Origin of the sequence: Solirubrobacter pauli (assembly GCF_003633755.1) — a bacterium.
GTDB lineage: Bacteria > Actinomycetota > Thermoleophilia > Solirubrobacterales > Solirubrobacteraceae > Solirubrobacter > Solirubrobacter pauli.
The window spans coordinates 267,669-293,399 of record NZ_RBIL01000002.1 but is presented as its reverse complement, the minus strand read 5'-3'; the positions used below and the strand labels follow the sequence as shown (position 1 = coordinate 293,399).

28 protein-coding genes, 1 pseudogene and 1 riboswitch are annotated in these 25,731 nt (G+C 72.8%); of the genes and pseudogenes, 8 read left to right on the top strand and 21 right to left on the bottom strand.

Features of this window, described 5'->3' with window-relative positions; translation table 11 throughout:
* Positions 1–4: 4 nt before the first annotated feature.
* The gene (locus C8N24_RS21225) at positions 5–850 is read right to left on the bottom strand and encodes a PrsW family intramembrane metalloprotease (protein ID WP_170179296.1); all 846 of its coding nucleotides are present in this window, start codon (positions 848–850) and stop codon (positions 5–7) included.
* A gap of 66 nt (positions 851–916) precedes the next feature.
* Between C8N24_RS21225 and C8N24_RS21220 the strand changes: the two genes are divergently transcribed.
* Positions 917–1,483, top strand: coding sequence for an HdeD family acid-resistance protein (locus tag C8N24_RS21220; protein ID WP_121253878.1), 567 nt, complete (start codon positions 917–919; stop codon positions 1,481–1,483).
* Here the strand turns inward: C8N24_RS21220 and C8N24_RS21215 are convergent.
* From C8N24_RS21215 to C8N24_RS21205, 3 genes are read right to left on the bottom strand one after another with little or no spacing between them, the layout of a single operon-like run.
* A complete protein-coding gene (locus C8N24_RS21215) occupies positions 1,480–1,671 on the bottom strand; it encodes a DUF6458 family protein (RefSeq protein ID WP_121253876.1) in 192 nt (63 codons plus the stop codon). The genes C8N24_RS21220 and C8N24_RS21215 overlap by 4 nt on opposite strands.
* Positions 1,668–1,862, bottom strand: a complete 195-nt coding sequence (locus tag C8N24_RS21210) for a hypothetical protein (protein ID WP_121253874.1) — start codon at positions 1,860–1,862, stop codon at positions 1,668–1,670. The genes C8N24_RS21215 and C8N24_RS21210 overlap by 4 nt, the downstream gene beginning before the upstream one ends.
* A complete protein-coding gene (locus C8N24_RS21205) occupies positions 1,859–2,266 on the bottom strand; it encodes a DUF7144 family membrane protein (RefSeq protein WP_121253872.1) in 408 nt (135 codons plus the stop codon). The genes C8N24_RS21210 and C8N24_RS21205 overlap by 4 nt, the downstream gene beginning before the upstream one ends.
* 92 nt (positions 2,267–2,358) lie before the next feature.
* Between C8N24_RS21205 and C8N24_RS21200 the strand changes: the two genes are divergently transcribed.
* Positions 2,359–3,105, top strand: coding sequence for a hypothetical protein (locus tag C8N24_RS21200; protein ID WP_121253870.1), 747 nt, complete (start codon positions 2,359–2,361; stop codon positions 3,103–3,105).
* Here C8N24_RS21200 and C8N24_RS21195 read toward each other — a convergent pair.
* Positions 3,102–3,473, bottom strand: coding sequence for a hypothetical protein (locus C8N24_RS21195; RefSeq protein WP_121253868.1), 372 nt, complete (start codon positions 3,471–3,473; stop codon positions 3,102–3,104). The genes C8N24_RS21200 and C8N24_RS21195 overlap by 4 nt on opposite strands.
* 24 nt (positions 3,474–3,497) lie before the next feature.
* On the opposite strand from C8N24_RS21195, the gene C8N24_RS35070 reads away from it, so the two are divergent.
* Positions 3,498–4,223, top strand: a complete 726-nt coding sequence (locus C8N24_RS35070) for an MBL fold metallo-hydrolase (RefSeq protein WP_121253866.1) — start codon at positions 3,498–3,500, stop codon at positions 4,221–4,223.
* 591 nt (positions 4,224–4,814) lie between these two features.
* On the opposite strand, the pseudogene C8N24_RS35065 reads toward C8N24_RS35070, so the two are convergent.
* Positions 4,815–6,131: pseudogene (locus C8N24_RS35065) on the bottom strand (phage holin family protein); the annotation flags it as partial.
* Positions 6,132–6,246: 115 nt separating this feature from the next.
* Between C8N24_RS35065 and C8N24_RS21180 the strand changes: the two are divergent.
* The gene (locus C8N24_RS21180; RefSeq protein WP_121257885.1) at positions 6,247–6,699 is read left to right on the top strand and encodes a potassium channel family protein; all 453 of its coding nucleotides are present in this window, start codon (positions 6,247–6,249) and stop codon (positions 6,697–6,699) included.
* Here C8N24_RS21180 and C8N24_RS21175 read toward each other — a convergent pair.
* From C8N24_RS21175 to C8N24_RS21165, 3 genes are read right to left on the bottom strand one after another with little or no spacing between them, the layout of a single operon-like run.
* Positions 6,616–7,107 carry a hypothetical protein gene (locus tag C8N24_RS21175; protein WP_121253862.1) on the bottom strand — a complete coding sequence of 164 codons (492 nt, stop codon included), beginning with the start codon at positions 7,105–7,107 and terminating at the stop codon, positions 6,616–6,618. The genes C8N24_RS21180 and C8N24_RS21175 overlap by 84 nt on opposite strands.
* A gap of 51 nt (positions 7,108–7,158) precedes the next feature.
* Positions 7,159–8,301, bottom strand: coding sequence for a xylose isomerase (xylA, locus tag C8N24_RS21170; RefSeq protein WP_121253860.1), 1,143 nt, complete (start codon positions 8,299–8,301; stop codon positions 7,159–7,161).
* A gap of 44 nt (positions 8,302–8,345) precedes the next feature.
* Positions 8,346–9,824, bottom strand: a complete 1,479-nt coding sequence (locus C8N24_RS21165) for a CoA-acylating methylmalonate-semialdehyde dehydrogenase (RefSeq protein ID WP_121257882.1) — start codon at positions 9,822–9,824, stop codon at positions 8,346–8,348.
* 51 nt (positions 9,825–9,875) lie between these two features.
* Here C8N24_RS21165 and C8N24_RS21160 point away from each other — a divergent pair, with 51 nt between their 5' ends.
* Complete coding sequence (locus C8N24_RS21160) at positions 9,876–11,075, top strand: aminotransferase-like domain-containing protein (protein ID WP_170179293.1); 1,200 nt, start codon at positions 9,876–9,878, stop codon at positions 11,073–11,075.
* Here C8N24_RS21160 and C8N24_RS21155 read toward each other — a convergent pair.
* The 4 genes from C8N24_RS21155 to C8N24_RS21145 form a co-directional block, all read right to left on the bottom strand.
* Entirely contained in the window at positions 11,059–11,457 is a 399-nt protein-coding gene (locus C8N24_RS21155) for a hypothetical protein (RefSeq protein ID WP_121253856.1), read from the bottom strand. The genes C8N24_RS21160 and C8N24_RS21155 overlap by 17 nt on opposite strands.
* 174 nt (positions 11,458–11,631) lie before the next feature.
* Entirely contained in the window at positions 11,632–13,347 is a 1,716-nt protein-coding gene (locus C8N24_RS21150; RefSeq protein ID WP_170179292.1) for an alpha/beta hydrolase, read from the bottom strand.
* A gap of 20 nt (positions 13,348–13,367) precedes the next feature.
* A complete protein-coding gene (locus C8N24_RS34185) occupies positions 13,368–13,721 on the bottom strand; it encodes a hypothetical protein (RefSeq protein WP_170179291.1) in 354 nt (117 codons plus the stop codon).
* Entirely contained in the window at positions 13,718–14,578 is an 861-nt protein-coding gene (locus C8N24_RS21145; protein WP_121253852.1) for a LysR family transcriptional regulator, read from the bottom strand. The genes C8N24_RS34185 and C8N24_RS21145 overlap by 4 nt, the downstream gene beginning before the upstream one ends.
* A gap of 75 nt (positions 14,579–14,653) precedes the next feature.
* Between C8N24_RS21145 and C8N24_RS21140 the strand changes: the two genes are divergently transcribed.
* Together C8N24_RS21140 and C8N24_RS21135 are read left to right on the top strand one after the other, a co-directional pair.
* Positions 14,654–15,505, top strand: coding sequence for a DMT family transporter (locus C8N24_RS21140; protein WP_121253850.1), 852 nt, complete (start codon positions 14,654–14,656; stop codon positions 15,503–15,505).
* Between the two features lie 20 nt (positions 15,506–15,525).
* The gene (locus C8N24_RS21135) at positions 15,526–18,069 is read left to right on the top strand and encodes a LuxR C-terminal-related transcriptional regulator (RefSeq protein WP_170179290.1); all 2,544 of its coding nucleotides are present in this window, start codon (positions 15,526–15,528) and stop codon (positions 18,067–18,069) included.
* On the opposite strand, the gene C8N24_RS21130 is transcribed toward C8N24_RS21135, so the two are convergent.
* From C8N24_RS21130 to C8N24_RS21115, 4 genes are read right to left on the bottom strand one after another with little or no spacing between them, the layout of a single operon-like run.
* Complete coding sequence (locus tag C8N24_RS21130; protein WP_211340084.1) at positions 18,043–18,855, bottom strand: class I SAM-dependent methyltransferase; 813 nt, start codon at positions 18,853–18,855, stop codon at positions 18,043–18,045. The genes C8N24_RS21135 and C8N24_RS21130 overlap by 27 nt on opposite strands.
* Positions 18,856–18,904: 49 nt before the next feature.
* Complete coding sequence (locus C8N24_RS21125) at positions 18,905–19,555, bottom strand: alpha/beta hydrolase (RefSeq protein ID WP_121253845.1); 651 nt, start codon at positions 19,553–19,555, stop codon at positions 18,905–18,907.
* Positions 19,552–20,436, bottom strand: a complete 885-nt coding sequence (locus tag C8N24_RS21120) for a VOC family protein (protein ID WP_121253843.1) — start codon at positions 20,434–20,436, stop codon at positions 19,552–19,554. Before C8N24_RS21120 ends, C8N24_RS21125 begins: the two co-directional genes overlap by 4 nt.
* Before the next feature lie 33 nt (positions 20,437–20,469).
* On the bottom strand, positions 20,470–21,285 hold the full coding sequence (locus C8N24_RS21115) for a PhzF family phenazine biosynthesis protein (RefSeq protein ID WP_121253841.1): 816 nt from the start codon (positions 21,283–21,285) through the stop codon (positions 20,470–20,472).
* 21 nt (positions 21,286–21,306) lie between these two features.
* On the opposite strand from C8N24_RS21115, the gene C8N24_RS21110 reads away from it, so the two are divergent.
* Positions 21,307–21,618, top strand: a complete 312-nt coding sequence (locus tag C8N24_RS21110; RefSeq protein ID WP_121253839.1) for an STAS domain-containing protein — start codon at positions 21,307–21,309, stop codon at positions 21,616–21,618.
* Here C8N24_RS21110 and C8N24_RS21105 read toward each other — a convergent pair whose 3' ends face one another.
* From C8N24_RS21105 to cobT, 4 genes are read right to left on the bottom strand one after another with little or no spacing between them, the layout of a single operon-like run.
* Positions 21,619–21,951: an STAS domain-containing protein gene (locus tag C8N24_RS21105; protein WP_170179289.1), complete on the bottom strand. Its 333-nt coding sequence runs from the start codon at positions 21,949–21,951 to the stop codon at positions 21,619–21,621.
* A gap of 56 nt (positions 21,952–22,007) precedes the next feature.
* Positions 22,008–24,269, bottom strand: coding sequence for a CocE/NonD family hydrolase (locus tag C8N24_RS21100; RefSeq protein ID WP_121253835.1), 2,262 nt, complete (start codon positions 24,267–24,269; stop codon positions 22,008–22,010).
* A gap of 52 nt (positions 24,270–24,321) precedes the next feature.
* Entirely contained in the window at positions 24,322–24,585 is a 264-nt protein-coding gene (locus C8N24_RS21095; protein ID WP_121253833.1) for a DUF4180 domain-containing protein, read from the bottom strand.
* On the bottom strand, positions 24,582–25,601 hold the full coding sequence (gene cobT, locus C8N24_RS21090; RefSeq protein WP_211340083.1) for a nicotinate-nucleotide--dimethylbenzimidazole phosphoribosyltransferase: 1,020 nt from the start codon (positions 25,599–25,601) through the stop codon (positions 24,582–24,584). The genes C8N24_RS21095 and cobT overlap by 4 nt, the downstream gene beginning before the upstream one ends.
* Before the next feature lie 55 nt (positions 25,602–25,656).
* Positions 25,657–25,728: riboswitch (cobalamin riboswitch) on the top strand.
* The last annotated feature ends 3 nt before the right edge of the window (positions 25,729–25,731 follow it).

Genomic DNA, 25,731 nt, shown 5'->3' with positions numbered 1-25,731 from the left:
GCGCTCAGCTCTCGCGCCAGTGCTGGCGGAGCACCAGCACCCCGAGCAGCGCGACGGCGATCATCACCGCCCATTGCACGCCGCCGTAGAGCCACTGCGGATCGAGCGAGGAGGGCATCGGCAGGTCTCCGTTGGAGAGGTCGTCGCGCTGCGTCGGCGTGCCCGCGGCGAGCACGGTCACGACGATCCCCGCGGTCGAGGACCCGTCCCACAGCGCGTGCAGCGAGGACGCGGCGAGGTACGCCCCGACGACCTTCCACGTGACCCGGCCACGACACGCGAACAGGACACCGCCGAACAGCCCGGTCCAGACCCCGTGGCAGAACGGCGCGACGATGATCCGCAGCACCTCCTCGGCGATCATGTCCGACAGGTCGAAGCCGGACGCGGTCATCCCCCAGGAGAGCGTGTAGCCCGCCGCCTCGAACGCGCCGAACCCGAGCCCGACGGTCGTGCCCAGCAGGACGCCGTCGCGCACCGTGTACGAGCGCAGGCCGCGCGCCAGCACCCACACTCCCGCGCCCTTGAGCAGCTCCTCGACGAGCCCGACCCACACGTTGGGCAGCAGCCGGTCGGGCAGCAGCCACGTCTCCAGCACCGCCGCGACGAGCAGCCCGGTCACGCCCGCGACGAAGAACGCGGCGAGCAGCCGCCGCGGCGTCAGCGCGGTCGTGCCGCCGCGGTCGACGAACCAGAAGATGACCGTCACCGGCGTGAGGAAGCTCCCCAGCAGCACGACCGACGGCAGCAGGATGTCGTCGTCGGTCAGCACGAGCGCCGCGAGCGAGGCCAGCCACAACGCCAACCCGCACCCGAGCACGCCTCGCCACGTCGGCAACACCGCCTTCACCTGATCCACGATGCCATGCCGCGTGGGTGATGCGAGCTCATCCTGGGCGGTCGTAGCGTCGCCCGCATGATCAGCGAAGTCCCCTCCCTGGGCAAGAACTGGTGGCTGTTCGTCGTCCTCGGCGCCATCTGCCTCGCCGCCGGCATCGCGGCCATCGTCTGGCCCGACATCACCCTCCTCACGCTCGGCCTGCTGGCCGGCATCTACCTCCTGATCGCCGCCGTCATGGAGATCATCGAGGCCATCACCGAGCCCGCGAACCGCGCGCTCAGCGCCCTGCTCGGCGTGCTCGCGCTGATCGCCGGCCTGATCTGCATCCGCCGCCCCGGCGAGAGCCTGCTGGCGATCGTCGTCGTGCTCGGCGTCTACCTGATCGCCGAGGGCGTGTTCCGGATCGTGCTCGCGTTCGGCTCCGACGGGCGCCGCTGGTGGGGCGTCATGCTCGGCGCGTTCGACGTGATCGTCGGCATCGTGATCATGGCCTGGCCGGAGATCGGCCTCGTCACGCTCGCCGTCTTCTTCGCCGTCACGATGATCGTCCGCGGCGCGTTCGCCATCGTCGTCGGCTTCAAGCTGCGCGGCCTGCGCGACGTCGACGACACGCCGGTCGAGCAGACCGCCTCGTTCGCCTAGAGGGGCGGGGGCGCGCCGCGGTCGCGCGCCTGGAAGTAGAAGAACAGCGAGATCGCGAAGCCGAGCACGCCGACGATCATCAGGATCGTGCCGACGACCTGGATGTCGATCCCCGCCAGGTCGGCGGTGACGGCGAAGTGCAGGATCGCGCCGACCGCGATCAGGAACAGCGAGGCGCCGAGGCTCATGACGGGAGCCTCCGCACCTCGACGAGCTCGAGGCCATCGTCGATGATGCGGGTGAGCGCGCCGTGGAGCGCCGGGCGGTCCTCGAGCGCCCCGCGCAGGACGGTCGCGACCGGCGCGGCCTCGGCGACGAGCCCGAGCCGGTCGGCGTCCTCCAGGGCGACGGGCCCGCGCACGCGGATCTCGAGGATCACAGGTCCTCCTCCCAGTGCACGGTGACCGCCCACAGCACGAGCATCGAGCACACGATGGCGACGCTCGACCACACCGGGTACGCGCCGATCGACGTGAAGTTGAGCAGGATGCCCGCCATCGCCAGCACGATGGCCATCACCATCCCGCCGCCCTTCTGCAGGAGGACGAGCACGCCGCCGAGGATCTGCACGGCGGCCACGAGCACCGCGATCCAACCCCAGAACCGCAGGTCCGCCCACAGCAGGCCTTCCTCGCGGAAGTAGGTCGAGTTCGCGAGGGCCGTGATGCCCCAGATCAGGTTGAGCGCGCCGGCGAGGACCAGGTAGGCGCCGGCGAACGTGATCCAGCCCGGCCGTGAGCGGACCCGTGTCGTGTCGCGCGGAGGTTGTGTGCGTGTCGCCATGCCCGACACGGTCGCGGCCGGCGGTGTGATCCAGCGTCATCCTGACGGGATGAGGCATCGTCGCTCCGCTCCTGCGCACGATCCCGGCACCCATGGTGCAGTTCTTCCGCGACTGGTTCGAGCGCTTCGTCGCCGTGCAGGGCATCGACCGGGCGATGGCGATCGCCGCGCAGGGCTACTCGGCGTTCCTCCCGCTGCTGATCGTGTACGCGTCGCTGCTGCCGCGCTCGGACAACAAGAGCTTCGCCGACCTGCTGATCAAGCGCTTCGACCTGACGGGGTCGGCGGCGGCCAGCGTGCAGCAGGCCTTCGCCCCTTCGGGCGCGGTCGAGTCGAGCGTCACCGCGCTCGGCATCCTGCTGCTGCTCGTCTCCACGCTCGCGTTCACGCGTGGCCTGCAGCGGCTGTACGAAGGCGCGTACGGCCTGCCCACGCTCGGCGTGCGCAACACGCTGCGGGCCCTGCTGTGGCTGACCACGATCGCGGCGATCGTCACGCTGCGCCCGGTGGTGGTGGAGCCGTTGCGCGGCTGGCTGCTGGTGGCCGCGACGCTCGCGATCGGCACCGTGACGTGGCTCCTCACGCCCTATCTGCTGCTCGGCCGCCGTGTGCGCCCCATGCGGCTGCTGCCGGCCGCGATCCTGAGCGCGATCGGCATGGCCGGCGTGGGCGTGTGGAGCGTGATCTGGATGCCGCACACGCTCGCCACCTCGGCGGCCCAGTTCGGCATCATCGGGATCGGCTTCGCGATGCTGACGTGGTTCGTCGCGGTCGCCGCCGTGCTGGTCGTAACCACCACCGGCGGCGCCACGATCGCCGAGCGCTGGATCAGGGCTTAGATGGCGACGCCGAGCTGCTCGAGCTGGTCCGCGTCCACCCACTCGGACTGCACGCCGGTGCCCCCGGCGCTGATGATGGCCTCGCGTAGGCGGATCGCCCACTGGTGCTCGAGCACCGCGATCGCGGCCGCCGCGCCGGGCTCGAGCAGCTCCGCGACGGAGCGCTCGTCCGGGCTCAGCTCGCCCGGGTCCTCCCCACCCTGGCGCACCACCTGGATGTCGCCGTCGGCGGTCTTGGCGATCACGAGCGCCTTGCGCATGCGCACGATGCCGGTTTCCTCGAGCCGGGTCAGCTCAGCCTGGATCTGCCCGGCGAAGTTCGCCTCGTCGAAGTTGATGACGAGCACCTGCAGTGGTCCGAAGGTCATGTGGCGAGTCTCAGGGGGCGGCGGGTGACGGAACCTCATGCACGGCGGGTGACGTGGCTCGGGCACGCGACCGTGCTGATCGAGGTCGGCGGCGTGCGCCTGCTCACCGACCCGGTGCTGGCCGACCGCGTGCTGCACCTCAAGCGCCAGGTGCCGACGCCGGCACGCCCGCGCGACGTCGACGCCGTGCTCATCAGCCACCTGCACCACGACCACCTGCACAAGCCGTCGCTGCGGGACCTGAGCCGGACCGCGCTCGCTCCGGTCGGCGCCCGGAAGTACCTGCCCGGCTACGCCGTGCACGAGGTCCGGGTCGGCGAGACGGTCGACGTCGGCGTGCCGGTCGAGGCCGTGCCCGCCTGGCACGACGGCCGGCGCCGTCCCGGGCCGGGCGCCGAGGAGCTCGACACGCTCGGGTACCTCGTCGACGGCGTCTGGTTCGCCGGCGACACCGACTACGACCCGGCGATGGAGGCGCTCAGAGGCCGCGTCGACTGCGCGCTGATCCCGGTCTGGGGCTGGGGCCCGTCACTCGGGCCCGGGCATCTCGACCCCGCCGGCGCCGCCCGGGTCATCGACCTGATCGCGCCGCGTCTGGCCGTTCCCATTCACTGGGGCACCTTCCTGCCGCTGGGGCTCGGCCGCCGTCACGAGCGGCTGCTCACCGATCCCCCGCTCGAGTTCGCGGCCGCCGTCACCGGCAAGACCCGCGTCGAGGTCGTGGCTCCCGGCGGGACCGTCGAGGTGTAGCCACTCCCGGAAGACCCGGTGGACGGCGTCCGCGCCGACGACGGGTTCGCTCGGCCACGGCAGGTCGGCCGGGGCGAGCACGAACGGGTGCGCCTGCCCGCCGCCCATCCCGCCGTGCGAGCCGACGAGCTCCTCGAACGCGGCGACCTCGTCCAGGTCCTCCCAGTAGGTGGAGTTGACCATGATGTCGGGGCAGTGCGGGAACGCGTTGGTGCGCGCGATGTGCGCGGCCGCGTTCGGCCCGTACGGCGTGAGCGGGTCCTCGCGGTCGCTGAGCACGACCCCGTCCACGAGCACGAAGCCGATGCCCGGATGCGTGCGCAGCGCGTCGATCAGCCCGGGCCGCTCGGCTTCGATCTGCTCCGCGGTCGCGCGGCCGGGGATGCGCGGGAACGTGATCAGGCCGAGGTTCCCGGACGCCATCACCGACACGTCCGGCACGGTCGGGTCGGGTTCGGGCTGTTCGATCCGCTCGCCGGCGGCGGTGCGGATCATCCGTCCCGCCGGCGTGTCGCGCGTGGCGAACTCGGTCACGCTCGCGGTCAACGCCGCGCGGCCCTCGTCCGAGTGCGCGTCCTCGGCGCGCACGTCACCGCCGCCGTGGCGCGCGACGATGTCCTCGAGCCCTTCGCCGTACCGCTGCAGGAACGTTGCCCCTTGGCTCTGTCCGTGGTCGGAGAGCACCACGAGCCGGTACGGGCGTGGCGCGTGCGGCACCGCGGCGGCGATCGTGCCGATCGCCCGGTCCACGCGCCGCAGCACGGCCAGCGTGTCCGGCCGCTCCAAGCCGCTGTGATGCGCGACCTCGTCGTAGGCGAGGAACGTCGTGTACACCGACGGCCGGCCGGCGAGGATGTCGGCCGTGACCGCCGCGACCTGCAGGTCGAGCTGGATGACGGTCCCGAACGCGCGCACGCCGGCGTAGCTCCAGCCGCGGTGCACGCGCGGACGCACGTCGCGCCGCACCTGCTGGATCGCCGACCAGCGCTCGACGGCGGTCTCGCCGATCGTCCGCAGCACGGTGCGCGCCACGCCGTACGGCGACGCGAAGTAGGCGAAGTAGTCCTGGCCGATCCGCCCCGGCCGGTCGCGGTCGAGCACGGTGCTCATCGTCAGCATCGAGTGCGTCGCGTCGCCGGAGAGGATGTTCGCGCGGCTGGCGCCGTCGTCGTGCAGCAACCCGCGCCCGTTCGAGTGCCGGCGCTCGATCTCCGCCGCGTCCTTCGGGTGGTTGGTGACGATCGCCCGCCCGAGGTCCTTCTCCCACCAGCGGAACGCGGGCATGTCGTGGTCGTCGCCGTGCAGCAGCCCGGCCTGGCATGCGCCGGTCTGCGAGGACCAGTGCGTCTCCCAGCCGTGGAGCTTGTAGCCGTCGTCGTGGATCCAGCGCGCCAGGAACGGCGCGTTGCCGTCGCGCAGCGCGCGCCGCAGCACGTCGTGCGCGAGGCCGTCGATCTCCAGGAACACGAACCCTGGCTCGTCCGTGCGCCGCGCGAGCTTGGACCGCTTGAGCTGGCGGCGCACGATCAGCCGGTACCAGAGGTCGCCGCGGTCCAGCGCGAGCACGCCGCCCAGCAGCATCGTCAGGAGCGACAGCAGCAGCACCACGCCGAGCGCGCTCCAGAAGTCCTCGACGCGCACGTCGTCCAGCAGCGACGACACCGCCAGCAGCAGCCCCGCGTTCAGGAACAGCGCGCCCAGGCCGAGCGTGAGCACCGTGAACGGCAGCGCGACCCGCAGCAGCACGGGCCAGACCACGGCGTTCGCGATGCCCATGGTCGCCGCGAGCACGAGCCCGGCCCAGAACGAGTCCACGTGCACGCCGGGCAGGATCCACGCGATCAACAGCAGCGCCGCCGCGTCCAGGACGAGGACGACGGTGAGGCGACCGATCAGCCGGACGGGCATGGCGAGCTCGGAGAGCGACAGGGGTGCAAGCGTGGCACGCCGCTCAAGCTTGAGCGCGCACGGGTGAGCGGGCATCACCCGATCCGGGCGAGGAACCGTCATCCCGCACGCGCGCATGATCGGCGACGTGATGGACCTCACGGCCCGGCGCGCGGCGCTGCTGATCTCGGTGTTCACCCTGAGCATCGCGATCGCGGGCGGCGTCGTGATGTGGATCGTGGACCGCCAGGACTTCCCGACGCTCGGGTCCGGGATGTGGTTCGCGATGCAGTCGATCACCACCGTCGGCTACGGCGACCGCGTGCCGACGAGCACCGAAGGGCGCGTGATCGCGACCCTCGTGATCATCGCCGGGCTCGGCTTCATGAGCGTCATCACCGCCACGATCACCGCGATCTTCGTCGAGTCGGCGCGGCGCAAGCGCCGCGTGCCGGCGGAGATCACGCTGGACCACATCGCCGACCGGCTCGACCAGATCGAGCGGCTAATGCACGAACGCCTTGAACCCGATCAGGGCGGCGCCGATCGCGGTGACGGCGAGCGCCTGCAGCGCGGCCCGCGAATGTGACTCGCCGGACAGCCGGCCGGCCGCGTAGCCGTACGCGGTGATCAGGCCGAGCCCGGTCCACTTGGCGACGGTGAACGCCGTGTCCAGCTCGAGCACGCCGACCGTCGCGAGCAGGAAGAACACGTCGGGGAAGACGATCCCGACCGCCACCGCGCTCACGTCGGCGGCGATGTGGCCCAGGTCGCGCCGGTGGAAGCCGCCCCGGTGCTTGACGACGTGGCCGATCCAGTCGCTGTAGAGCTCGGCCAGGCCGACCGCGATCGCGGTCGCCACGAGGGTCACGGTCGTCACGCCCGCGCTGGGCGGGTGATGCTCGAGCACGACGATCAGCGCCATGCCGATGATCGCGCCGTAGACGACGCGCGAGACCTGCTCGGACCCGAGGTGCTCTTCTACGCCGTGCCACACGCGCCGGGACTCTCCCGGCGCGTGGGACGAGCGGGGATCACCCCGAGAGGGCTATCGGACGCCCAAGAGGACCTCGACCAGGATCTGGTCGAGCTTCTCGTTGTAGTAGCCGCGCTCGGCGAGCTGGTCGAGGTGCGACCACTCGGCCTCGCCCTTGAGCGTCTCGGCGGTGTCGCCACCGGCGGAGGACTCGGCGAGCTCCGGCTGGGACGCGCCCGCGAGCGCCTCCTGGACCTCGGGCAGCGAGTCGAAGTGCGCGGCCTTCTCGGCCAGCGCGCGGTAGGTCGCCATGCAGCCGGCGGCGAAGTCCCACACGCCCGCGGCGTTCTCGTTGCGGTAGGAGTGCGCGTCGAAGTGCAGCGGGCCGGAGTAGCCGGCGCGCTCGAGCAGGCGGACGAGCAGGAACGACTCCTTCAGGTCCTCCGCGCCGAAGCGGAAGTCCTGGTCGTAGCGGCCGATCCGCTGCGAGTTCAGGTCGATGTGGAAGAGCTTGTCGGCCCACAGCGCGTGGCCGATCGCGTGGTGGAAGCTCAGCCCCGCCATCGTCTCGTGCGCGAACTCGGGGTTCACGCCCACCATCTCGGGATGGTCGAGCGTCTCGATGAAGTGCAGCGCGTGGCCGACCGTCGGCAGGAAGATGTCCCCGCGCGGCTCGTTGGGCTTGGGCTCCATCGCGAAGCGCAGGTTGTAGCCCTGGTCGATCACGTACTGGCTGAGCACGTTGATGGCCTCGCGGTAGCGCTCGAGCGCGTCGCGCGGGTCCTTCGCGACCCCGACCTCGGTGCCCTCGCGGCCACCCCAGAAGACGTAGACCTCGGCGTTGAGGTCGGCCGCGATGTCGATGAAGCGCGCGGCCTTGCCGATCGCCGCGCGCCGGACGCCGCGGTCGTTGGACGTGAACGCGCCGTCCTTGAACGCCGGGTGGCCGAACAGGTTGGTCGTTGCCATGCCGACGCCGAGCCCCGTCTCCTCCAGCGCGCCCTTGAAGCGCGTGACGATCTTCTCCGTCTCGGCTGCGCTGGAGCCCATCGGGATCAGGTCGTCGTCGTGCAGCGAAACGCCCCACGCACCGAGCTCGGCCAGCTTGTGGACCGAGTCGACAGGGTCGACCTCGGCCCGGGTGGGACCACCGAACGGGTCACGACCCGGATTGCCGACGGTCCACAGACCGAACGTGAAGCGATGCTCCGCCACTGAGACTCCTCCTCGAAGTAATTCGTACGACGCCCGAACTAATATCAGGATGCCGTCGGGAAGTGAAGATGCGTGGGATCCGGCGCCTGGTCGGGCCAACGCGTCGTCACGACCTTGCCGCGCGTGTAGAAGCGGACGCCCTCGGGACCGTGGATGTGGTGGTCCCCGAACAGCGAGTCCTTCCAGCCGCCGAAGCTGTAGAACGCCATCGGCACGGGGATCGGGACGTTGACCCCGATCATGCCCACCTTCACGCGGCGCTGGAACTCGCGCGCGGCGTGGCCGCTGGACGTGAAGATCGCGACGCCGTTGGCGTAGTTGTTGGCGTTGATCAGATCGATCGCGGCGTCGAGCGTTTCCACCCGGGTGACCGAAAGGACCGGGCCGAAGATCTCGTCTTGGTAGACGGACATGTCGGTCGTCACGTTGTCGATCAGGGTCGGGCCGACGAAGAACCCGTCGCCGTCGAGCTTGAGCTCGCGGCCGTCCACGACCACGTCGCCCTCGCCGCGGCCGATGTAGTCGACGACGCGGTCGCGGGCCTGCGGGGTCACGAGCGGGCCCATCTCCGACTGCGGATCCAGCCCCGGGCCGACCTTCACGTTCAGCGCCTTCTCCCGCAGCTTCTCGACGAGCTCGTCGGCGGCGTCCCCGACCGCGACCGCGATGCTGATGGCCATGCAGCGCTGGCCGGCGGACCCATAGCCCGCCGCGATCAGCTGGTCGGAGGCGAACGCGAGGTCCGCGTCGGGCATCACGATCGCGTGGTTCTTGGCGCCGCCGAGCGCCTGCACGCGCTTCCCGGCGGCGGTCGCGCGCTCGTAGATGTACTTGGCGATCGGGGTCGAGCCGACGAAGCTGATCGCGTCGACGTCCGGGTGGTCGAGCAGCGCGTCGACCGCCGTCTTGTCGCCGTGGACGACGTTGAAGACGCCGTCCGGCAGGCCCGCCTGCGCGTACAGGTCGGCGATGAAGTTGCTCACCGACGGGTCGCGCTCGGAGGGCTTGAGCACGAACGTGTTCCCGGTGGCGATCGCCACCGGGTGCATCCACATCGGGACCATGATCGGGAAGTTGAACGGCGTGATCCCCGCGCACACGCCGAGCGGCTGGCGGAAGCTGTGCAGGTCCACGCCCGTGGAGACCTGGTCGGAGAACTCGCCCTTCGTGAGCTCCGCGATCCCGCACGCGTACTCGACGACCTCCATGCCACGGACGACCTCGCCCTTGGCGTCCTCGACCGTCTTGCCGTGCTCGGCGGCGATGATCCGCGCCAGCTCGTCGGTGTGTGCCGTGATCAACTCGCGGAATCGGAACATCACGCGGGCGCGGCGCACGACCGACGTGTCGGCCCAGGCGGGGAAGGCGGCTCTGGCGGCCTGGACGGCGGTGTCGACGTCCTGCGGCTCGGCCAGCAGCACGTTGCGCTGGACCTGCCCGGTCGCCGGGTCATAGACGGGGCTTGTGCGCGTGGACGCGCCGGCGGTCTGCGCACCGCCGATGACGTGGTTGATCGTCTCCAGTGCGGTGGTGCTCATACGGACAGGTAAGCATCTCCTGGTTCAATGGCACGCATGGACGTGTCGCAGCTGTTCTCCGCCCGTGGGCGCGCCGGCGCCGATCCCGAGCTGGCGATCATCCTCGCCGGGCCGCCGCCCGGCACGCTCGGCATGACGGGCGGGTTCCCGAACGCGTCCACCTTCCCGAGCGACGAGCTGGCGGAGATCGCCACCCGGCTCGTACGCGACGAGCCCGGCCTCGCGCTGCAGTACACGCCCAGCGCCGGCATCCCGAGCTTCCGCGAGTACCTGCGCGAGCGCACCGCCAAGATGCAGGAGCGCGAGCCGGCCGCCGACGAGCTGATGGTCACCAGCGGCGGCATGGAGTGCATCGACCTGCTCTGCCGCTCCCTGCTGGACCCGGGTGACGACGTCGCCGTCGAGGCGCCGACGTACCTCGGCGCGATCATGGCCTTCAAGGACTACGGCGCCGTGCAGACGGGCGTGCCGATGGACGAGCACGGGCTCGACGTCGCCGCCTTCGAGGCGCTGCTCGACGACGGCTACCGGCCCAAGCTCCTCTACACGATCCCGGAGTTCCAGAACCCGTCGGGGCGCACGATGACGGTCGAGCGGCGGCGCGCGCTGGTCGACCTGTGCCGTGAGTTCAACGTGCTGATCGTCGAGGACGTCGCCTACAAGGAGCTGTCGTTCGACGGCACGCAGCTGCCGTCGCTGTGGTCGCTCGGTCCGGACGTGACCGTGCAGGTCGGCACGTTCTCGAAGATCTTCTGCCCCGGCACCCGGCTCGGCTGGGCGGTCGGCCCGGCGCCGCTGATCGCGCAGCTGACGACGGCCAAGGGCGGCATCGACCAGTGCGCGGGCGCGCTCAGCCAGCGCCTGGTGGAGGAGTACGGGCGCGCCGGGCTGTTCGGCCAGCGGCTCCCGCACACGCGCGCGCTGTACGAGTCGCACTGGGTCGCGCTGTCGGCGGCGCTGGAGCGCCACATGCCCGAGGGCGTGAGCTGGAGCGAGCCGACCGGCGGCATGTTCACCTGGTTGCGGATGCCCGAGGGCCTGGACGCGCGTGAGCTGCGCCCCGCGGCGACCGAGGCGGGCGTGGCCTACGTGCCGGGCGCCCCGTTCTACGTCGAGGCGGGCGGCGCCGACGAGATGCGCCTGTCCTACAGCTCGCTCGGCGAGGCGCAGCTCGGCGAGGCCGCGGAGCGCCTCGCGCGCGTGATCGAAGCGGCACTCGTCACAGCCGCGCGATGAGCAGCAGCGTGGTGATCACGAGCATCATCGCGACCGCGAACCACAGCACGACCCAGAGGTACTGACGCAGGCGGCCGTCGCCGTTGGGCATCAGCGCCGTCCATCCGAGCAGCACCGCGGCGGGCGCGAACACGAGCCCGCCGAACAGCAGCAGCACGACCGCGATCGTCCCGTACGCGAGCGCGAGCGACGCCGCCGTGAAGCGGAACGCCCGCGGGTGTGGCTCCAGCCACAGCAGCGCCGCGGGCATCGCCGCGAACCCGAGGATCAGGATGAACGCCTCGGCCGAGTCGACGAGCGCCGCCAGCGCGACGAGCCCGTTCGCGGCGAGCGTCGCCAGGACGAGCGCGCGGTGCAGCGGCGAGATCGCCAGCCGGCCCATGTGCTGAGCATAACCGCACAGGTGAGCGGCACGACGCTCGGGTGCGCGCCCGCGCGGTGCGGCGCCACGGCGCGGCGCAGCCAGCACGGCGCGGCGCAGCCCGCACGGCGCGGCGCAGCCCGCACGGCGCGGCGCAGCCAGCACGGCCCTGTCCGGCGCCGCCCGGCCGTGGCGCTAGAGCCGTACGGTCCGGCGCTGCTTGCCGGGCCCGGTGACGGTCACGCGGCCCTTGCCCGTCTTCGCGCTCACGCTGCCGGTCACGCGCACACCGCGGAACCAGGCGACGCGGCTCAGCGTCAGGCGGCCGTTGCGCACGGTCGCCTCGCCGCCGCGCAGGCCCAGCAGCTCGTACCGCGCGCGCCGGCCGGCCACCACGCGCGTCGCGACCAGGTCGTGCAGCAGGGCGTCGACCGTGGAGCGGGCGGCCTGCCTGGCGCTCAACCCGCGGGCCGACGCGGGCAGGTAGCGGGCCGCGGGGACGGCCGCCGCGGCCGTGCACGGTGCCGGTGCGGCGCCGTTCAGGAACGTCTCCAGGCCGCGCACGGCGCAGCCCGAGCGGTCGGCGGAGATCACGGAGTGCCCCACGTGCGGCACGTCCAGCAGGGTCGCGCGCGGGTAGTCGGCGGCGACGCGGGTCGCGAGCTCGAGCGGGGTGCGCAGGTCCGCTCGGCCCGACAGGACGAGCACCGGCACGTCGGGGCCGGCCTCGGGGACCGGCTCGGGCGCGGGCGTCGCGGGCCAGTTCAGGCACAGGTCCAGCGGCGAGCCGTCCCAGACGGTCGACGGCTTGAACGGGGCGAACGGGCCCGGGCCGAGCTGCCGGATGTACGCGCGGCGCGCGTCGCGCCGGGTGGCGGGCGCCGACGTGGTCGCCCACGGCAGCGCGGCCTCGAGGCAGGCGGTGGCGAGGTAGCGGGACGTGCCGGAGTCGGGCTCGTCCGTGGACTCGTCCTCGTCGTCCTCGTCGGGGGCCTGCGCGTAGGCGACGATCAGGCGCTCGAGGAGGTGCGTGGCCGGTGCGGTGTCGCCGCGCGAGAGCGAGAGCAGCGCGGCCGGGAGGTCCGCGCGCAGCCCGGCGTCGGCGTCGCCGAGCAGGAGCGCGTTGAGCACGAAGTCCTCCTTGATCCGCGTCTTCTCCGCGAGCTCCGCCGGGCCGACCTGCGCGGGCAGGCCGCGCCCGCCCACGCGCTTGACGGCCGCGTAGAGGGCCACGGCCGCGTCCTTGACCGACTCGGCGCACGGACCGGTCGCGCACGCCTCGCGCAACACCCGCGGCGCCGCCGCGATCCCCTGCAGGAACAGCAGGTCGATCGGCCCGACGCCGGTCGGCGAGTCGAGCACGACCGCCGCCGTGCGCTCGGGGAACCGGCGCGCGTACTCACCCGCCACCTTCGTCCCGTACGAGACGCCGAGCGGGACGATCTTCTCCAGGCCGAGCGCGGCGCGCAGGTCCTCCAGGTCCCGCGCGGTCTCCTCCGTCGTCAGGAACGCGCGCCGCTTCCCGAGCTCCTTCGCGCAGCCCTCGACGGCGTCGTCGCCGAAGCCGCCGCCCGACCGGCAGTCGACCTCCCCGGAGCGACCGGTGCCGCGCTGGTCGACGACCACGATGTCGTACGCGTCGCGGATCGGCGCGAGCTCGGTCGCGAGCTCGGTGGTGTAGATGATCGCCGCCTCGCCCGGGCCGCCCGCGAGGAAGAACACGGTGCCGACGCGCGGGCCCGTCGCGGGCAGGGTCGCGTACGCGATCGGGAACGTGCCGGCCACGGCGCCGGAGCGGTCCACCGGCACGTCGATCTTGCCGCAGCGCGCGCCGGACGGGCACTCGGTGGCGGCGACGGCGGGCGCGGCGAACGCGGCGAAGACGAGGAGGACGGCGGCGAGAAGGCGCAAAGTGCCGCGACAGTACCGGGCTACGCGCAGCGGGATGTGTCCACGCGGGTCCCGTCCGGCTCGAGCGCGACGAGGATGAACACCCAGGCGCCGACCGCCAGCAGCGCGTACCCGAGCCACAGCCACCGCCGGCCGACGTCGCGGTGCCCCTGCGCGGCGGCCGCCAGGCCGGCGAGCGTGGCCTTGCCGGTGAGCGCGATCCCGGCGACCGCGACCAGCGCTTGCCCGATCGCCCACAGCGGACGGCCGGCGTAGCAGACGCCCTCGGCCTCGTACGGCGCGATCCCGAACACCAGCAGCAACGCGAACGCCGACCAGGGCAGGCAGAACAGCAGCAGCAGGAGCGAGAGCAGGCCGAGGACCGCGCGGTTCATGAGGCTGGAAGTTGATCACGGATCGCGGCGAGCAGGGCGCGGGTGCTCGGGCGCCGCACGTCGGCGGTGCGGATCACGGCGTAGATCGTGCGGCTCGACGGGACCGGCGTGGCGGGCACGTCGTCTCCGAGCACGAGGCGCGGCAGCAGCGTCGTCGCGAGCCCACGCGCGGCGAGCGCCAGCGCGACGTTGGCGTCGTTCGAGCGATGCCGGATGTCCGGCTCGAAGCCGCCGTGCTCGCGGCACACGCCACGCAGGCTCTCCTCCCACGACATCCCCGGGTGGCCCGCGGCCCAGTGCGCGTCCTTGAGCTCGCGCAGCGGCCGGTCCGAGCCGACCAGCATCAGCGGGTCGCGCAGCAGCGGGTAGCGGGTGAGCGCGTCCGAGAGCCGCCACGTGTGGTGGTCCCACTCGTCGCCGATCACGAGGTCGAGGTCGCCCAGCGCGAGCATCGGCAGCGCCATCTCCGGCTCGCCCTCGACCAGCTCGCAGCGCAGGCGGGGCGCGCTCTCGCGCAGCGCCGCGATGGCCGGGAGCGCGAGCTTGAAGGCCGCCGACTGGAACGCCGCGACCCGTCCGCGCCCGGCGATGTCGCCCGCCGCCGCCGCGAGGTCCGCCTCGGCCAGCGCGGCGCGCTGCAGCAGCGCGTCGGCGTGCTCGACCAGCACCAGCCCGGGATCGGTGAGCTTGACGCCCCGGCCGGCCTTCTCGATCAGCTTCACGCCCGCCTCGCGCTCGAGCATCGCGAGCTGCTGCGAGACCGCCGAGGGCGTGAACTGGAGCGCGTCGGCGACGGCGGCGATCGTGCCGCGCTCGTGCAGCTCCCGCAGCAGGCGAAGGCGTCGCAGCTCGAGCATTCGGTAGCAACGCTACCGGAAAACCGATAGGAATCGGCATCGCTCCTTGACGATGCGCGGAGGAAGCTGCGCGCCATGTACTTCTGCCTCGCCTCGGGCGCCGCGTTCGGCGCGATGGCCGTGTTCGGCAAGCTCGCCTACGCGGAGGGCGCCACGGTCGGGACGCTGCTGGCGCTCCGCTTCCTGTTCGCGTCGGGGCTCTTCTGGGCCGGAAACGCGACATTTGTCGCTAAAGAGGGACAGTCCCTCTTCAGGTTGGAGCGGCGCGACGTGCTGCTCGCGCTCGGGCTCGGCGCGGGCGGGTACGCGCTGCAGGCCGGGCTGTACTTCGCGGCGCTGCCGCGGATCGACGCCGGCGTGCTGTCGCTGCTCGTGTTCACCTTCCCGGTGATCGTCGCGGTGGCGGCCGTGGCGCTCGGGCGCGAGGTGCTGACGCGGCGGCGCGTGGTCGCGCTCGCCTCGTCGTCGGCGGGGCTCGTGCTGGTCGTCGGTGGCGCGGGCGGATTGGACCCCGTGGGCGTCGCGCTCGGCCTCGCGGCGGCCGTCGTGTACAGCGGCTACATCCTCGTGAGCGAGAGCGTGGCGAAGCGGATGTCGCCGCTCACGCTCGCGGCGCTCGTCTGCACGGGCGCGGCGGGCGCGCTGACGGTCGGCGCCGTGCTCGTCGGCCAGTTCCAGCCGGGCGAGCTGACCGTCGCGGGCTGGTGGTGGCTGCTGTGCCTGGCGGGCGTGTCGACCGTCGCCGCGGTCGCGCTGTTCTTCGCCGGCCTCGCGCGGGTCGGGCCCACGCGCGCGTCGATCCTCGCGACCGTCGAGCCGCTCGTGACCGTCCTGCTCGCGTTCGCCGTCTTCGGCGAGACGATCGGCCTCGCGGGGGTTCTCGGTGGGGTCCTGGTCGTGGCAGCCGTATTGCTCGCGCAGACCTGACGGGAATAGGCTCGCGCTCGTTGGAGCTGCTTGAGCGAGATCACGAGCGAGCCGCGCTGGAGACGGCGATCGAGACCGGCGGGGTCGTCGTCGTGCTCGGCGAGGCCGGCATCGGCAAGACGGCGCTGGTGGCCTCCGCCGCGCACGGCCGCCACGCGCTCTGGGGCGCCTGCGACCCGCTGATCACGCCCCGCCCCCTAGGCCCGCTGCGCGACGTCGCCGGCCAGGTCGGCGGCGCGTTCGCCCGCGCCGTCGCCGACGGCGCGCGGGAGGACGTCCTCGCCGCGGCCCGTGCGGCCCTGGCGAACGCCGCGCTGCTGGTGATCGAGGACCTCCACTGGGCGGACGACGCCACGCTGGACGTCGTCGCGCTGCTGGGCCGGGGCCTCGCCCGTGGGGCCGGCGCGAGCGGCGCGAGCGGCGCGACCGGCGCCGCGCGGCCCGCGGGGGCAGGCTCGCGCCCGCGCGCGCCCGGCTGCCTCGTCATCACGGCGCGGCCGGACGCGCGGCGCGAGGTCCGGCGCGTCCTCTCCTCGCTGCCGGGCGAGCGGATCGAGCCCGGCGCGCTCTCCCCCGCCGCCGTCGCGCGGCTCGCGGGCCGCGACGCGCCCGACCTGCACGCCGTCACCGGCGGCAACCCGTTCTTCGTCACCGAGGCGCTCGCGGCGGGCGGCGACGGCGTGCCCGCGAGCGTGCGGGACGCGGTCGAGCTGCGCGTCGGCGCGCTGTCGGAGCGGGCGCGGGCGGTGGTGGAGCTCGCAGCGGTCGTGCCGGGCGCGACCGAGCTGTGGCTGTTCGCCGAGCCGGCGGCCGCGATCGACGAGTGCATCGCCGCCGGCCTGCTGCACCTGCAGGGCGAGGCGCTCGCATTCCGGCACGACCTCGCGCGGCGCGCGGTCGAGGACAGCATCCCGCCGCTGCGCCGGCGCGAGCTGGACCGGCAGGTGCTGGGCGCCTTGGAGTTCGCCGGCCACGACGATCCCGCGAGGCTCGCGCACCACGCGCGGCGCTGCGGCGACACCGAGGCGATCCTCCGGCTCGCGCCCCGGGCCGCCCGGGCCGCGGGCGCCGCGCACCAGCAGGCACTCGAGCAGTGGGAGGCGGCGCTCGAGGCGGGCGCGGGCGAGGAGGCGCTCGAAGGCGTCGCCGTCGAGGCGTACCTGAGCGGCTGGCCCGAGCGCGGGATCGAGGCGCGGCGGACGCTCGCCGAGCGCCACGCCGACGACCCGTGCCGGCTCGGCGACGACCTGCGCAGGCTCTCACGCCTGCTGTGGTGGTCCGGCCGCGGCCCGGAGGCGCTCGCGGCGGGCGATGAGGCGATCGCGATCCTGGAGCCGCTCGGGGCCACGCGCGAGCTGGCGATGGCGCTGAGCACGCAGTCCCAGCTGGCCATGCTCGGCGACGACCTGCGGGCGGCGATCGAGCTCGGCCAGCGCGCCGCGACCATGGCCCGCTGGCTCGGCGACGACGAGACCGTCGTGCATGCGCTCACCAACGTCGGCACCGCGCTGATCGGCGGGCCGGAGCACGAACGCGGCCGGGCGCTGCTGGCGGAGGCGATCGAGCTCACGCGCGACGACGACAACGCCTGCCGCGCGCTGATCAACCGCGCCACGGCCACGCTGTCGCGCCGGCGCGAGGACACCCGCGTGGACGCCGACCTCGACGCCGCGCTCACGTTCGCGCGCGAGCACGAGCTCTACGGCTACCTGCAGTACGCGCTCGGCGTCCGCGCGAACGTCCACCTCTACCGCGGGGAGTGGGACGCCGCCGAGGCCAACGCGCGCGCGTCGCTCGACCTCGGCGAGCAGCGCGGCGTGAGCCTCTGCCCCGGGCTGGTCTGCCTCGGCCGCCTCCAGGCGCGGCGCGGCGAGCCGGAAGCGGGCGCCACGCTCGACGAGGCGTGGCGCTGGGCGACCGCGACGGGCGAGCTGCAGCGGATCGCGCCGACCGTCGCCGGCCTGGCCGAGCACGCCTGGCTCGACGACCGGCTCGAGGAGCAGCTCCCCCACCTCGAGGCCACCTACGCGCTCGCCGACGAACGCCGGCAGCCCTGGGTCCGGGCCGACATGGCGATGTGGCTGCGCCGCGCGGGCCGCGACGTCCCCGGCCACCCGGAGGACCCGGAGCCGTACGCGCTCGCGGCCGCCGGCGACTGGCGCGCGGCGGCCGCCGCGTGGCAGCGGATGCAGTACCCATATGAGGCCGCCGGCGCGCTCGCCGAGGCCGGCGACGTCGAGGCGCTCGAGGTCTACGACCGGCTCGGCGCCAGCCGCACGGCGGCGCACCTGCGCCGGCGGCTACGCGCCAACGGGGTGCGCAAGATCCCGCGCGGGCCGCGCCCCGCCAGCCGCAACGCGCCCGGCGGGCTCACGCCCCGCGAGTCGGAGGTGCTCGCCCAGCTCCGCACCGGCGCGACCAACGCGGAGATCGCGCAGGCCCTGGTCATCTCGACCAAGACCGTCGACCACCACGTCTCCGCGGTCCTGTCGAAGCTGGGCGTCACGTCCCGCCGCGAACTTAAACGTCCTGGACGTTTAAGTTCGGCTGCCGACCGCGAGTAGGTACTCCATCTCGAAGCGCGCGGGCTCGCCGGGGCCGGCGAGGTTCCACTCCTCGCAGAAGGCGTCCAGCGCCGCGTCGAACTCGTCCGCGCGGCCGTTGCGCTCGGCGTTCGCGCGCACCGCGATCGTCGGGCCGTAGCGGGCCTTGAACAGCGCGCCGTAGTCGCGGGCCTCTGTGAAGCACGTGATCTCCAGCACCTCGCGCTCGAGCGACGTCCACTCCACGCGGTCGCCGAACAGGCGGCGCAGATGCCCTTCCCCGCCCCACAGCGGCGGCGCCTGCGCGCCCGGAGGCGGCGGCGGCGCGTACGGCGCCATGGTGCGGAACAGCGCGCCGAGCATGCCCTCGGGCGTCCAACTCAGCAGCCCGACCGTCCCGCCGGTCTCGCACACGCGCACGATCTCGTCGGCGGCGTCCTGGTGGTGCGGGGCGAACATCACGCCGATCGCCGACATCACGACCTCGAACGTCTCGTCCTCGAACGGGAGCGACTCCGCGTCCGCGACGACCCAGTCCAGCTCGAGGTCGGTGCGGCCGGCGCCCGCGTGCAGCAGCTCGGGCGTGAGGTCGGAGGCGGTGACCTTCGCGCCGCGCTCGGCGGCGGGGATCGAGGCGTTGCCGGTGCCGGCGGCGATGTCCAGCACGCGCGTGCCGGGGCCGACCCGGCACGCGTCGACGAGCCGTGGGCCGAGCGGCGTCAGGAAGGTCTCGACCATTCCCGGGTAGTCGCCGCTGGCCCACATCGCACGGTGGCGCGTCTTGAGCTCAGAAGGGATCGTCGTCATGCCGCGGAGTTCACCGATCCGAGCCCCGCGGCACATCGGGAGACCCTCCCTATCTTGGAGCGCGCTCCCCTACCAGCGTCCGCCCGACGAAGTCGATCGCGGCCGGGACGTGGGCCGGGTCGATGTGGTGCGCGGCGTCGGACTCGTGGTACTCGACGTCGAGCCCGCCGGCCTCCAGCAGGTCCTTCGCGCGCCGCGCGAAGCCGACCTCCATCACCGGGTCCTGCCGACCGTGGGCGATGAACACGCGCGGCCGCTTGTCCAGGTCCGGCTGCCAGTCGTCGACGACCGGGATGAAGCCGCTGAAGGCGAGGATGCCCGCGGGGGTCGGCCGGTCGGCGCCGAGGCCGAGCGAGTAGCTCATCACCGAGCCCATCGAGAACCCGCCGAAGATCGTCTTCTCCGGCGCGATCCCCGTCCGCTCCCACAGCTCGTCGTGGAAGTCGGCGAGCCCGCGGTAGGCGTTGTGGAACGTCTCGTGGTCGGGGTAGCCGACCCGCGGCACGACGTACCAGTGGTAGCCCGGCCAGCCGCCCAGCGTGAGCGGCGCACGCGGCGTGACGACGTGCAGCCGCCGCTCGGGGTCGAGCGTGTCGCCGAGGCTCAACAGGTCATGCTCGTCGGCGCCGCGGCCGTGGTGGAGGACCAGCAGGCCTTCGGCCTCACCGGCGGCGGGACGTTCGCGGTAGATCGTGCTCATCGGGCCAGCTCCTTCGCGCGCGGGTTGACGACCGGGGACAGGATGCGCTCCAGCTGCGAGCGCAGGTGCTCGTGCTGCGACGGCAGGCGCAGCGCCTCGCCGAGGTGCTCGGGGGCCTCGTCGACCGCGAAGCCCGGGGAGAGCGTCGCGATCTCGAACAGGATCCCGCGCGGCTCGCCGAAGTAGATCGACTGGAAGTAGTCGCGGTCGCGGACGTCGCTCACGCTCAGCCCGGCCTGCTCCACCCGCGCCCGCCAGGCCAGGTGGTCCTCGTCGCGCGAGGCCCACGCGATGTGGTGGACCGTGCCCGCGCCGAGCAGCCGCCGCTCGGCGGGCGGCGCGTCGTAGCCCCAGCGGAAGCCGCCGAGCGTGAAGTCGTCGCCGTCGGCCGCGAAGCCCAGCACGTCGGTCAGCACCGGGTGCGGGCCGGTCTCGCCGTACGCCCGCGCGCCGACGATGCCGGTGATCGCGAACGCCTCGGGGATCTCCGGATGCACCGCACGCCCGGTTTCGGCGTCGGTCACCACCAGCTGGAAGCGCAGCCCGTCGTAGTCCTCGAACGCGACGACGTCGCCGGAGCGCTCCACCCCGAGCCGCGTGGCCCAGAAGTCCAGCGCGTCAGCCGACGCGACGCCGAGCTGGATGGTGTGGATCTGCCCCGCGCCGGCGCGGCCACGGCGCGCGCCCGGGAACTCGAACCAGGTGAGGATCGTGCCGGGCGTGCCCTGCTCGTCGCCGAAGTACAGGTGGTACGCGTCCGGCGCGTCGAAGTTGACGGTCTTCTTCACGAGCCGCAGCCCGAGCGTGTCCGCGTAGAAGTCGACGTTCTTCTGCGCGTCGCCGGTGATCATCGTGATGTGGTGAAGGCCCTGAAGTTCCATGTGCTGCCTTTCCCGAAGAAGTTGCACGCACAACTATAGCGCGACCTCTCCGGAGATGCACGTCACCGTGCCGCCGCCCACCCACAGCGTTCCGTCGTCGTCGACGTGGACGTGGATCCGCCCCGCGCGGCCGAGCACGGTGCCCTGCGCGGCCACGTACGGCGCGCTCGCCCGGCCGGTCGCGATCAGCCACTCGGCGACGGACGCGTTGAGCGAGCCCGTCACCGGGTCCTCGACCGTCGCGCCGTTGACCGGGAAGAACGCGCGCAGCTCCCAGTCCTCCGCCCCACCCGGCCCGACGACGCCGAGGTCGAAGTCGACGAAGCCGGGCTCGAGCGCGAGCACCGCGTCCGCGCTCTCGAGCAGGACCGCCATCCAGCCCGGTCCGTTGTCCGCCCACTGGGCGTCGACGATCGCGGAGCGGTCGATCCGCAGCGCGTCGGCGGCGCGCTGGACGTCCTCCTCCTCGACCGGCCCCGAGCGGATCAGCGGCGGTGCCGCGAACGCGAGCCGGCCGTCACCGCGGCGCACGCGCACCAGGCCCGCCTCGCACTCCTGCAGCACGTCATCGCCCGCGGGCACGCCGCCGGCCTCGAGCCAGGCGTGGCAGGTGCCGAGCGTGGGATGGCCGGCGAACGGCAGCTCCGCCGTCGGCGTGAAGATCCGCACCCGGTAGTCGCCGCCGCTCGTCGGCGGGAGCACGAAGGTCGTCTCGGACAGATTCGTCCAGCGCGCGAAGCGCTGCATCTCGTCGGTCGAGAGCCCTTCGGCCTCGAGCACGACCGCGACCGGGTTGCCGTAGTACGGACGGGTGGTGAAAACGTCGCATTGCTTGAAGGAGCGCGCCATGCCTGTAGCGTGCCCGTTTGCATGACTCCCGGCCTCGAAGTCCACGTCACCCGCGAGGCCGGAGTGGCGACCGCACGCGTCGTCGGCGAGGTCGACCTGCTCACGTCGGTCGCGCTCAACCGGGAGCTCGAGATCGTGCTCGAAGGCGAGCCGGACTGGCTCCGGCTGGACCTGCGCGAGGTCATCTTCATGGACACCAGCGGCGTCGCCGTGCTGATCAAGGCGCGCCGCCGCGCGCTGGAGGCGGGCTGCCGCTTCAGCGTGAAGTCGGCGTCGCCCGCCATCCAGCGACTGCTGGAGATCACCGGGCTCGCCAGCCTGCTCGGCGAGTAGCTACGCGCCGAGGCGCTCGAGCGCGACGTCGGTCGAGGGGGCGACGTGGAGGAACTCGCCGAGCCCGCTGAGCTGCAACACGCGGTCCATCGCGCCGCCCGGGGGCACAACGAGCGCGGCTCGACCTCCGTTGATCTCGACTTCGCGGACAGCGCCGACCAGCGCACGCAGGCCGGTGGAGTCGCAGAAGCTCAGGTCGCTCAGGTCGATCAGCACGCGCCGGTTGGAGGCGGCTTGCTCGACCGTGCCGCAGAGTCCCGGCGCGGTCGAGAGGTCGAGTTCGCCGCGGACGTGAAGGACCGGAACCGGCCCTTCTTCGATCTCCGCGGTCAATGGAGTGGATGGGGCGGCCACAGGACTCGGCTACCCGGTCCGTGGCCGCCCAATCGTCACGGCGTCGTGGTTGACAGGGTCAACGTCAGCGTCTGCGCGTACGTGCCCGTCCGCAGTGGGTCGGTGGCGTTGATGCGCTGTTTGAACGTGATCGGCACGCGGTCACCGGAAACCGGCCCGTTCCAGGCCTTTTTGCCCAGCTCGACCTGCAGCGGCTCAGGCAGGCGGAACGCGCCGTTGGCCAGATGGCCGGGCTCGGACGTCGTCAGCGAGGCGTCACCCGCGGTGGACACGACGGTGACGTCGGTTGACGCGCGGTACTCCTCCTCGACGCCTGGCTTGAACGTGCCGAACGTCGCCGGAGCGCCGAGCCCGAGGGCGAGCGTGGCCGGCACGGTGCCGCCCACCGATCCGGTGGCCGAGGTCGTGTCCGCGAAGGCGCCCGCGGCGACCGCCGCGTCGAACCCGCCGACGATCGGCAGGCTGACCGAGCTCTGCTTGACGTTGAGCGTGACCTTCGTGCCGGTCGTGCCGTTGCGCTGCAGCGCGTTCAGGTTCGCGATCAGGACGATGCCGACACGGTGCCCCTCTCCGAACGCGTAGTCGACGGGCATGATCGGGAACTGGAAGCGGTACTCGGTGCCCGGGGTGGTGGGCGCGTCCGAGTACAGCGACTCGCGGTTGGCGCTGTCGAGGATGCCGCGGGAGACGCGCCAGCCCTGGGTCGCGGTGACCGTGACCGTCGGCTTGACCGGCTGCTGGTAGCAGGAATCGAAGTCCATCACGGTCCCGTCCGGGCCCTTGCGCGTCGAGCTCGGGCCCCAGCAGTCCTCCGGCGCGTCGGCCGGGGTGCTCAGGCCGTCGCCGGAGCGGGTGATCTGGGTGCTCGGGCCGTAGTCGACGAGCAGCGCGGTGAGGTTCGACTGCGGCTTGTCGAGGCTCGCGCGGAGGTCGATCCGGGGCGTGCCGGACAGCCGGAGCGCGCGCTTCAGCGGTGCGCTCAGGAACACGCGGCGGTTGTTCTGCGTGGTCCCGGCCGCGAGGTTCATCGCGGTCGCCTCGGTCATGTTCGACAGGTCGGTCCAGCTGAGCGTGTCCGCCTTGCCGCCTCCGGCCTGGCCGCCGAGCGCGCCGGCGGTCGTCTGCGTGTCGCCCTGCAGGTGGACCGTGGTGGGCGTGCTGCCGGGCAGCGGCCAGTCGCTGTACTTGCCCCAGCTGTCCTTGGTGTCCTCGATGTCGACGCGGGGCTCGTCCATGATCCCGTTCTGCACGCCATAGAGCCAGTGGTCGAACCAGGCGTGCAGCTGGCGCATCCACTCGGCGCGGTTGGTCATGAACGGGTCGATGTGGCCCTCACGGCACAGCCAGAGCTTGCGCGGGACGTTGTGCTTCGCGAGCTGATACCACCACTCGGCCGTCTGGTCCGGGTCGACGTTGTCGTCCTGGAGGCAGTGCGTGGCGAAGACGCTCGCCTTGACCTTGTCGGCGTCCGGGCGGTAGTTGCGCTCGTCCCAGAACGCGTTCATGTTGCCGTCGGCGTCGCCGTCGAGCAGGCTCATCGCGTCGCGGACGGGAGCGCAGATCGCCTGGCGGTTCGCGTCCGTGACGTAGTTGGCCAGCCACGCCGGGTAGTGGGCGGTGGATCCGATGATCCCGCCCATCCGCGAGTAGTCGTACCAGGAGCTGATCGCGGCGATCGGGACGATCGTGGTGAGCCCTTCGACGCCCGTGGCGGCGACCGCGTTCGGCAGCGTGCCGTTGTAGGAGCGGCCGATCATCGCGGCCTTGCCGCTGTGCCAGCCGGCGGTGATCGGGTCGGCCGTGCCGGTGAGGCTCTTGTAGCCCGGGATCCGGCCGTTGAGCCAGTCGATCACGACCTTGGTGGACTGGACGTCCTCGCGGCCGCCGTTGACCGCGCAGCCGGTGCTGTTCGCGGTCCCGCCCATCTCGGCGAGGATCACCGCGTAGCCGCGCGGCACGAAGAAGTTGTCGTACCAGAGCGGCCAGCGGTCGTTGAGCCCGTCGTTGTCGAGGTCGCCGATGCACTCGCCGACGAACTGCCCGCACGCGCTGGTGTAGTACGGGCTCGGCGCGATGATCGCCGGGACGCCGGACGCCAGCTCCTTCGGCCGCATGATCTCGATCGCCGTGCGGTCCTCGGTGCCGTCGCGGTCGGCGTCGAGGCCGTTCGGGATGTAGACGCGCTCGCGGATCGCGCCGTCGTAGTCGTACTTGGGCGTCGTCTGCGCGTGCGCCGACGACGCGAACGTGGCCGCGACGAGCACCGCCGCGCCCACGACCCTCTTGACCAGCTTCATGTTCCCCCTCCGGGAAGTGTGGTCTCCTCCTGCGAGGGGGAATCTGCCGCGTTCAGCCGTTGAGTTCGCTCAACACGGTCACGAAGCGCACCTGTCGGCTCTCGCGCGCGAAGTCCGCGAAGTGCTCGCTGTGCGGTGGGAGCGGGCCGACGACCACCGCGCGCCGCCGGTAGTTGACCAGCGCCTGGACGAGCTCGCCGGCCACGCCGGTCGAGAGGTCGAAGAACGCGGGGTCGAGCTCGTCGACCGCGATGACGAGCGGGTCCTCGTCGGTCGCGTACGCGCGCTCGATGATGTCGGCCTTGGTGCGGATCACTGCGTGGAGACTCCAGCTTCGGCGAACGTGTGCATGCCGTCGTGGGACGCGGCGGCGAGCTTGAGGATGGACAGCGCCGCGGCCGCCCCGCTGGCCTCGCCGAGGCGCATCTGCAGGTCGAGGATCGGGTTCAAGTCCAGGTGCGCCAGCAGCCGCGCGTGGGCGGGTTCGGGCGACAGGTGGCCCGCGACGAGGCGCGGCTTCAGGTCGGGCGCGATCGCGGCGGCGACGGCGGCGGCCGCGGTCGCGATCACGCCGTCGCACACGTAGCCGAGCCCGTACCGGCCGGCGCCGAGCGCGAGCCCGGTCAGCAGGGCGATCTCGCCGCCGCCGAGGGAGGCCAGCGCCGCGAGCGCCGTGTCCGACTCATCGCGGGCCAGCGCGCGCCTGACCACTTCGGCCTTGCGGGCGACGCCTTCGGCGTCCAGGCCCGTGCCCGGACCGGCCAGCTCGGCCGGGTCTCCCCCGGTCAGCCAGCACGCGAGGGCCGTCGCCGGCGTCGTGTTGCCGATGCCCATCTCGCCGCCCGCGAGGATCGTGAAGCCGTCGGTCCTGGCCGCCGCCGCGAGCTTCATGCCGACCTTGATCGCGTGGCGGACGTCGTCCTGGCTCAGAGCGGGCTCGACGGCGAGGTTCGCGCTCGGCTTCAGGCCGGTGTGGACGACGTCGAGGTGCGTCGTGCTCGCGTTGACGCCCGCGTCGACGCAGATCAGCTCGGCGCCGACCTCGCGCGCGAGCGTCGACACGGCGCCGCCGCCGGACAGGAACGTGGCGAGCATCTGGCCCGTGACCTCGGGCGGGAACGCGCTCACGCCCTCCTGAGCGACGCCGTGGTCGGCGGCCGCGACGACGATCCGCGCCCGGACTTGCGGACGCTCCTCGCCGGTCGCCCCGGCGAGCCAGATCGCGAGCGCTTCGAGGCGCCCGAGGCTCCCGGGCGGCTTGACCAGCTGCGCCTGGCGCTCACGCGCGGCGGTCATGGCGACTTCGTTCAACGGCTGGATCTCGACGTTCACGGGGCCGCATGATGGCGGGCCGATATCCTCCGCCGGGTCAAGCCGCGAGGAAGCGGGGAAGCCGGTGCAAGTCCGGCGCGGTCGCGCCACTGTGACCGGGACCTTCGTGCCCGGGAGCCAGAACGCCGTG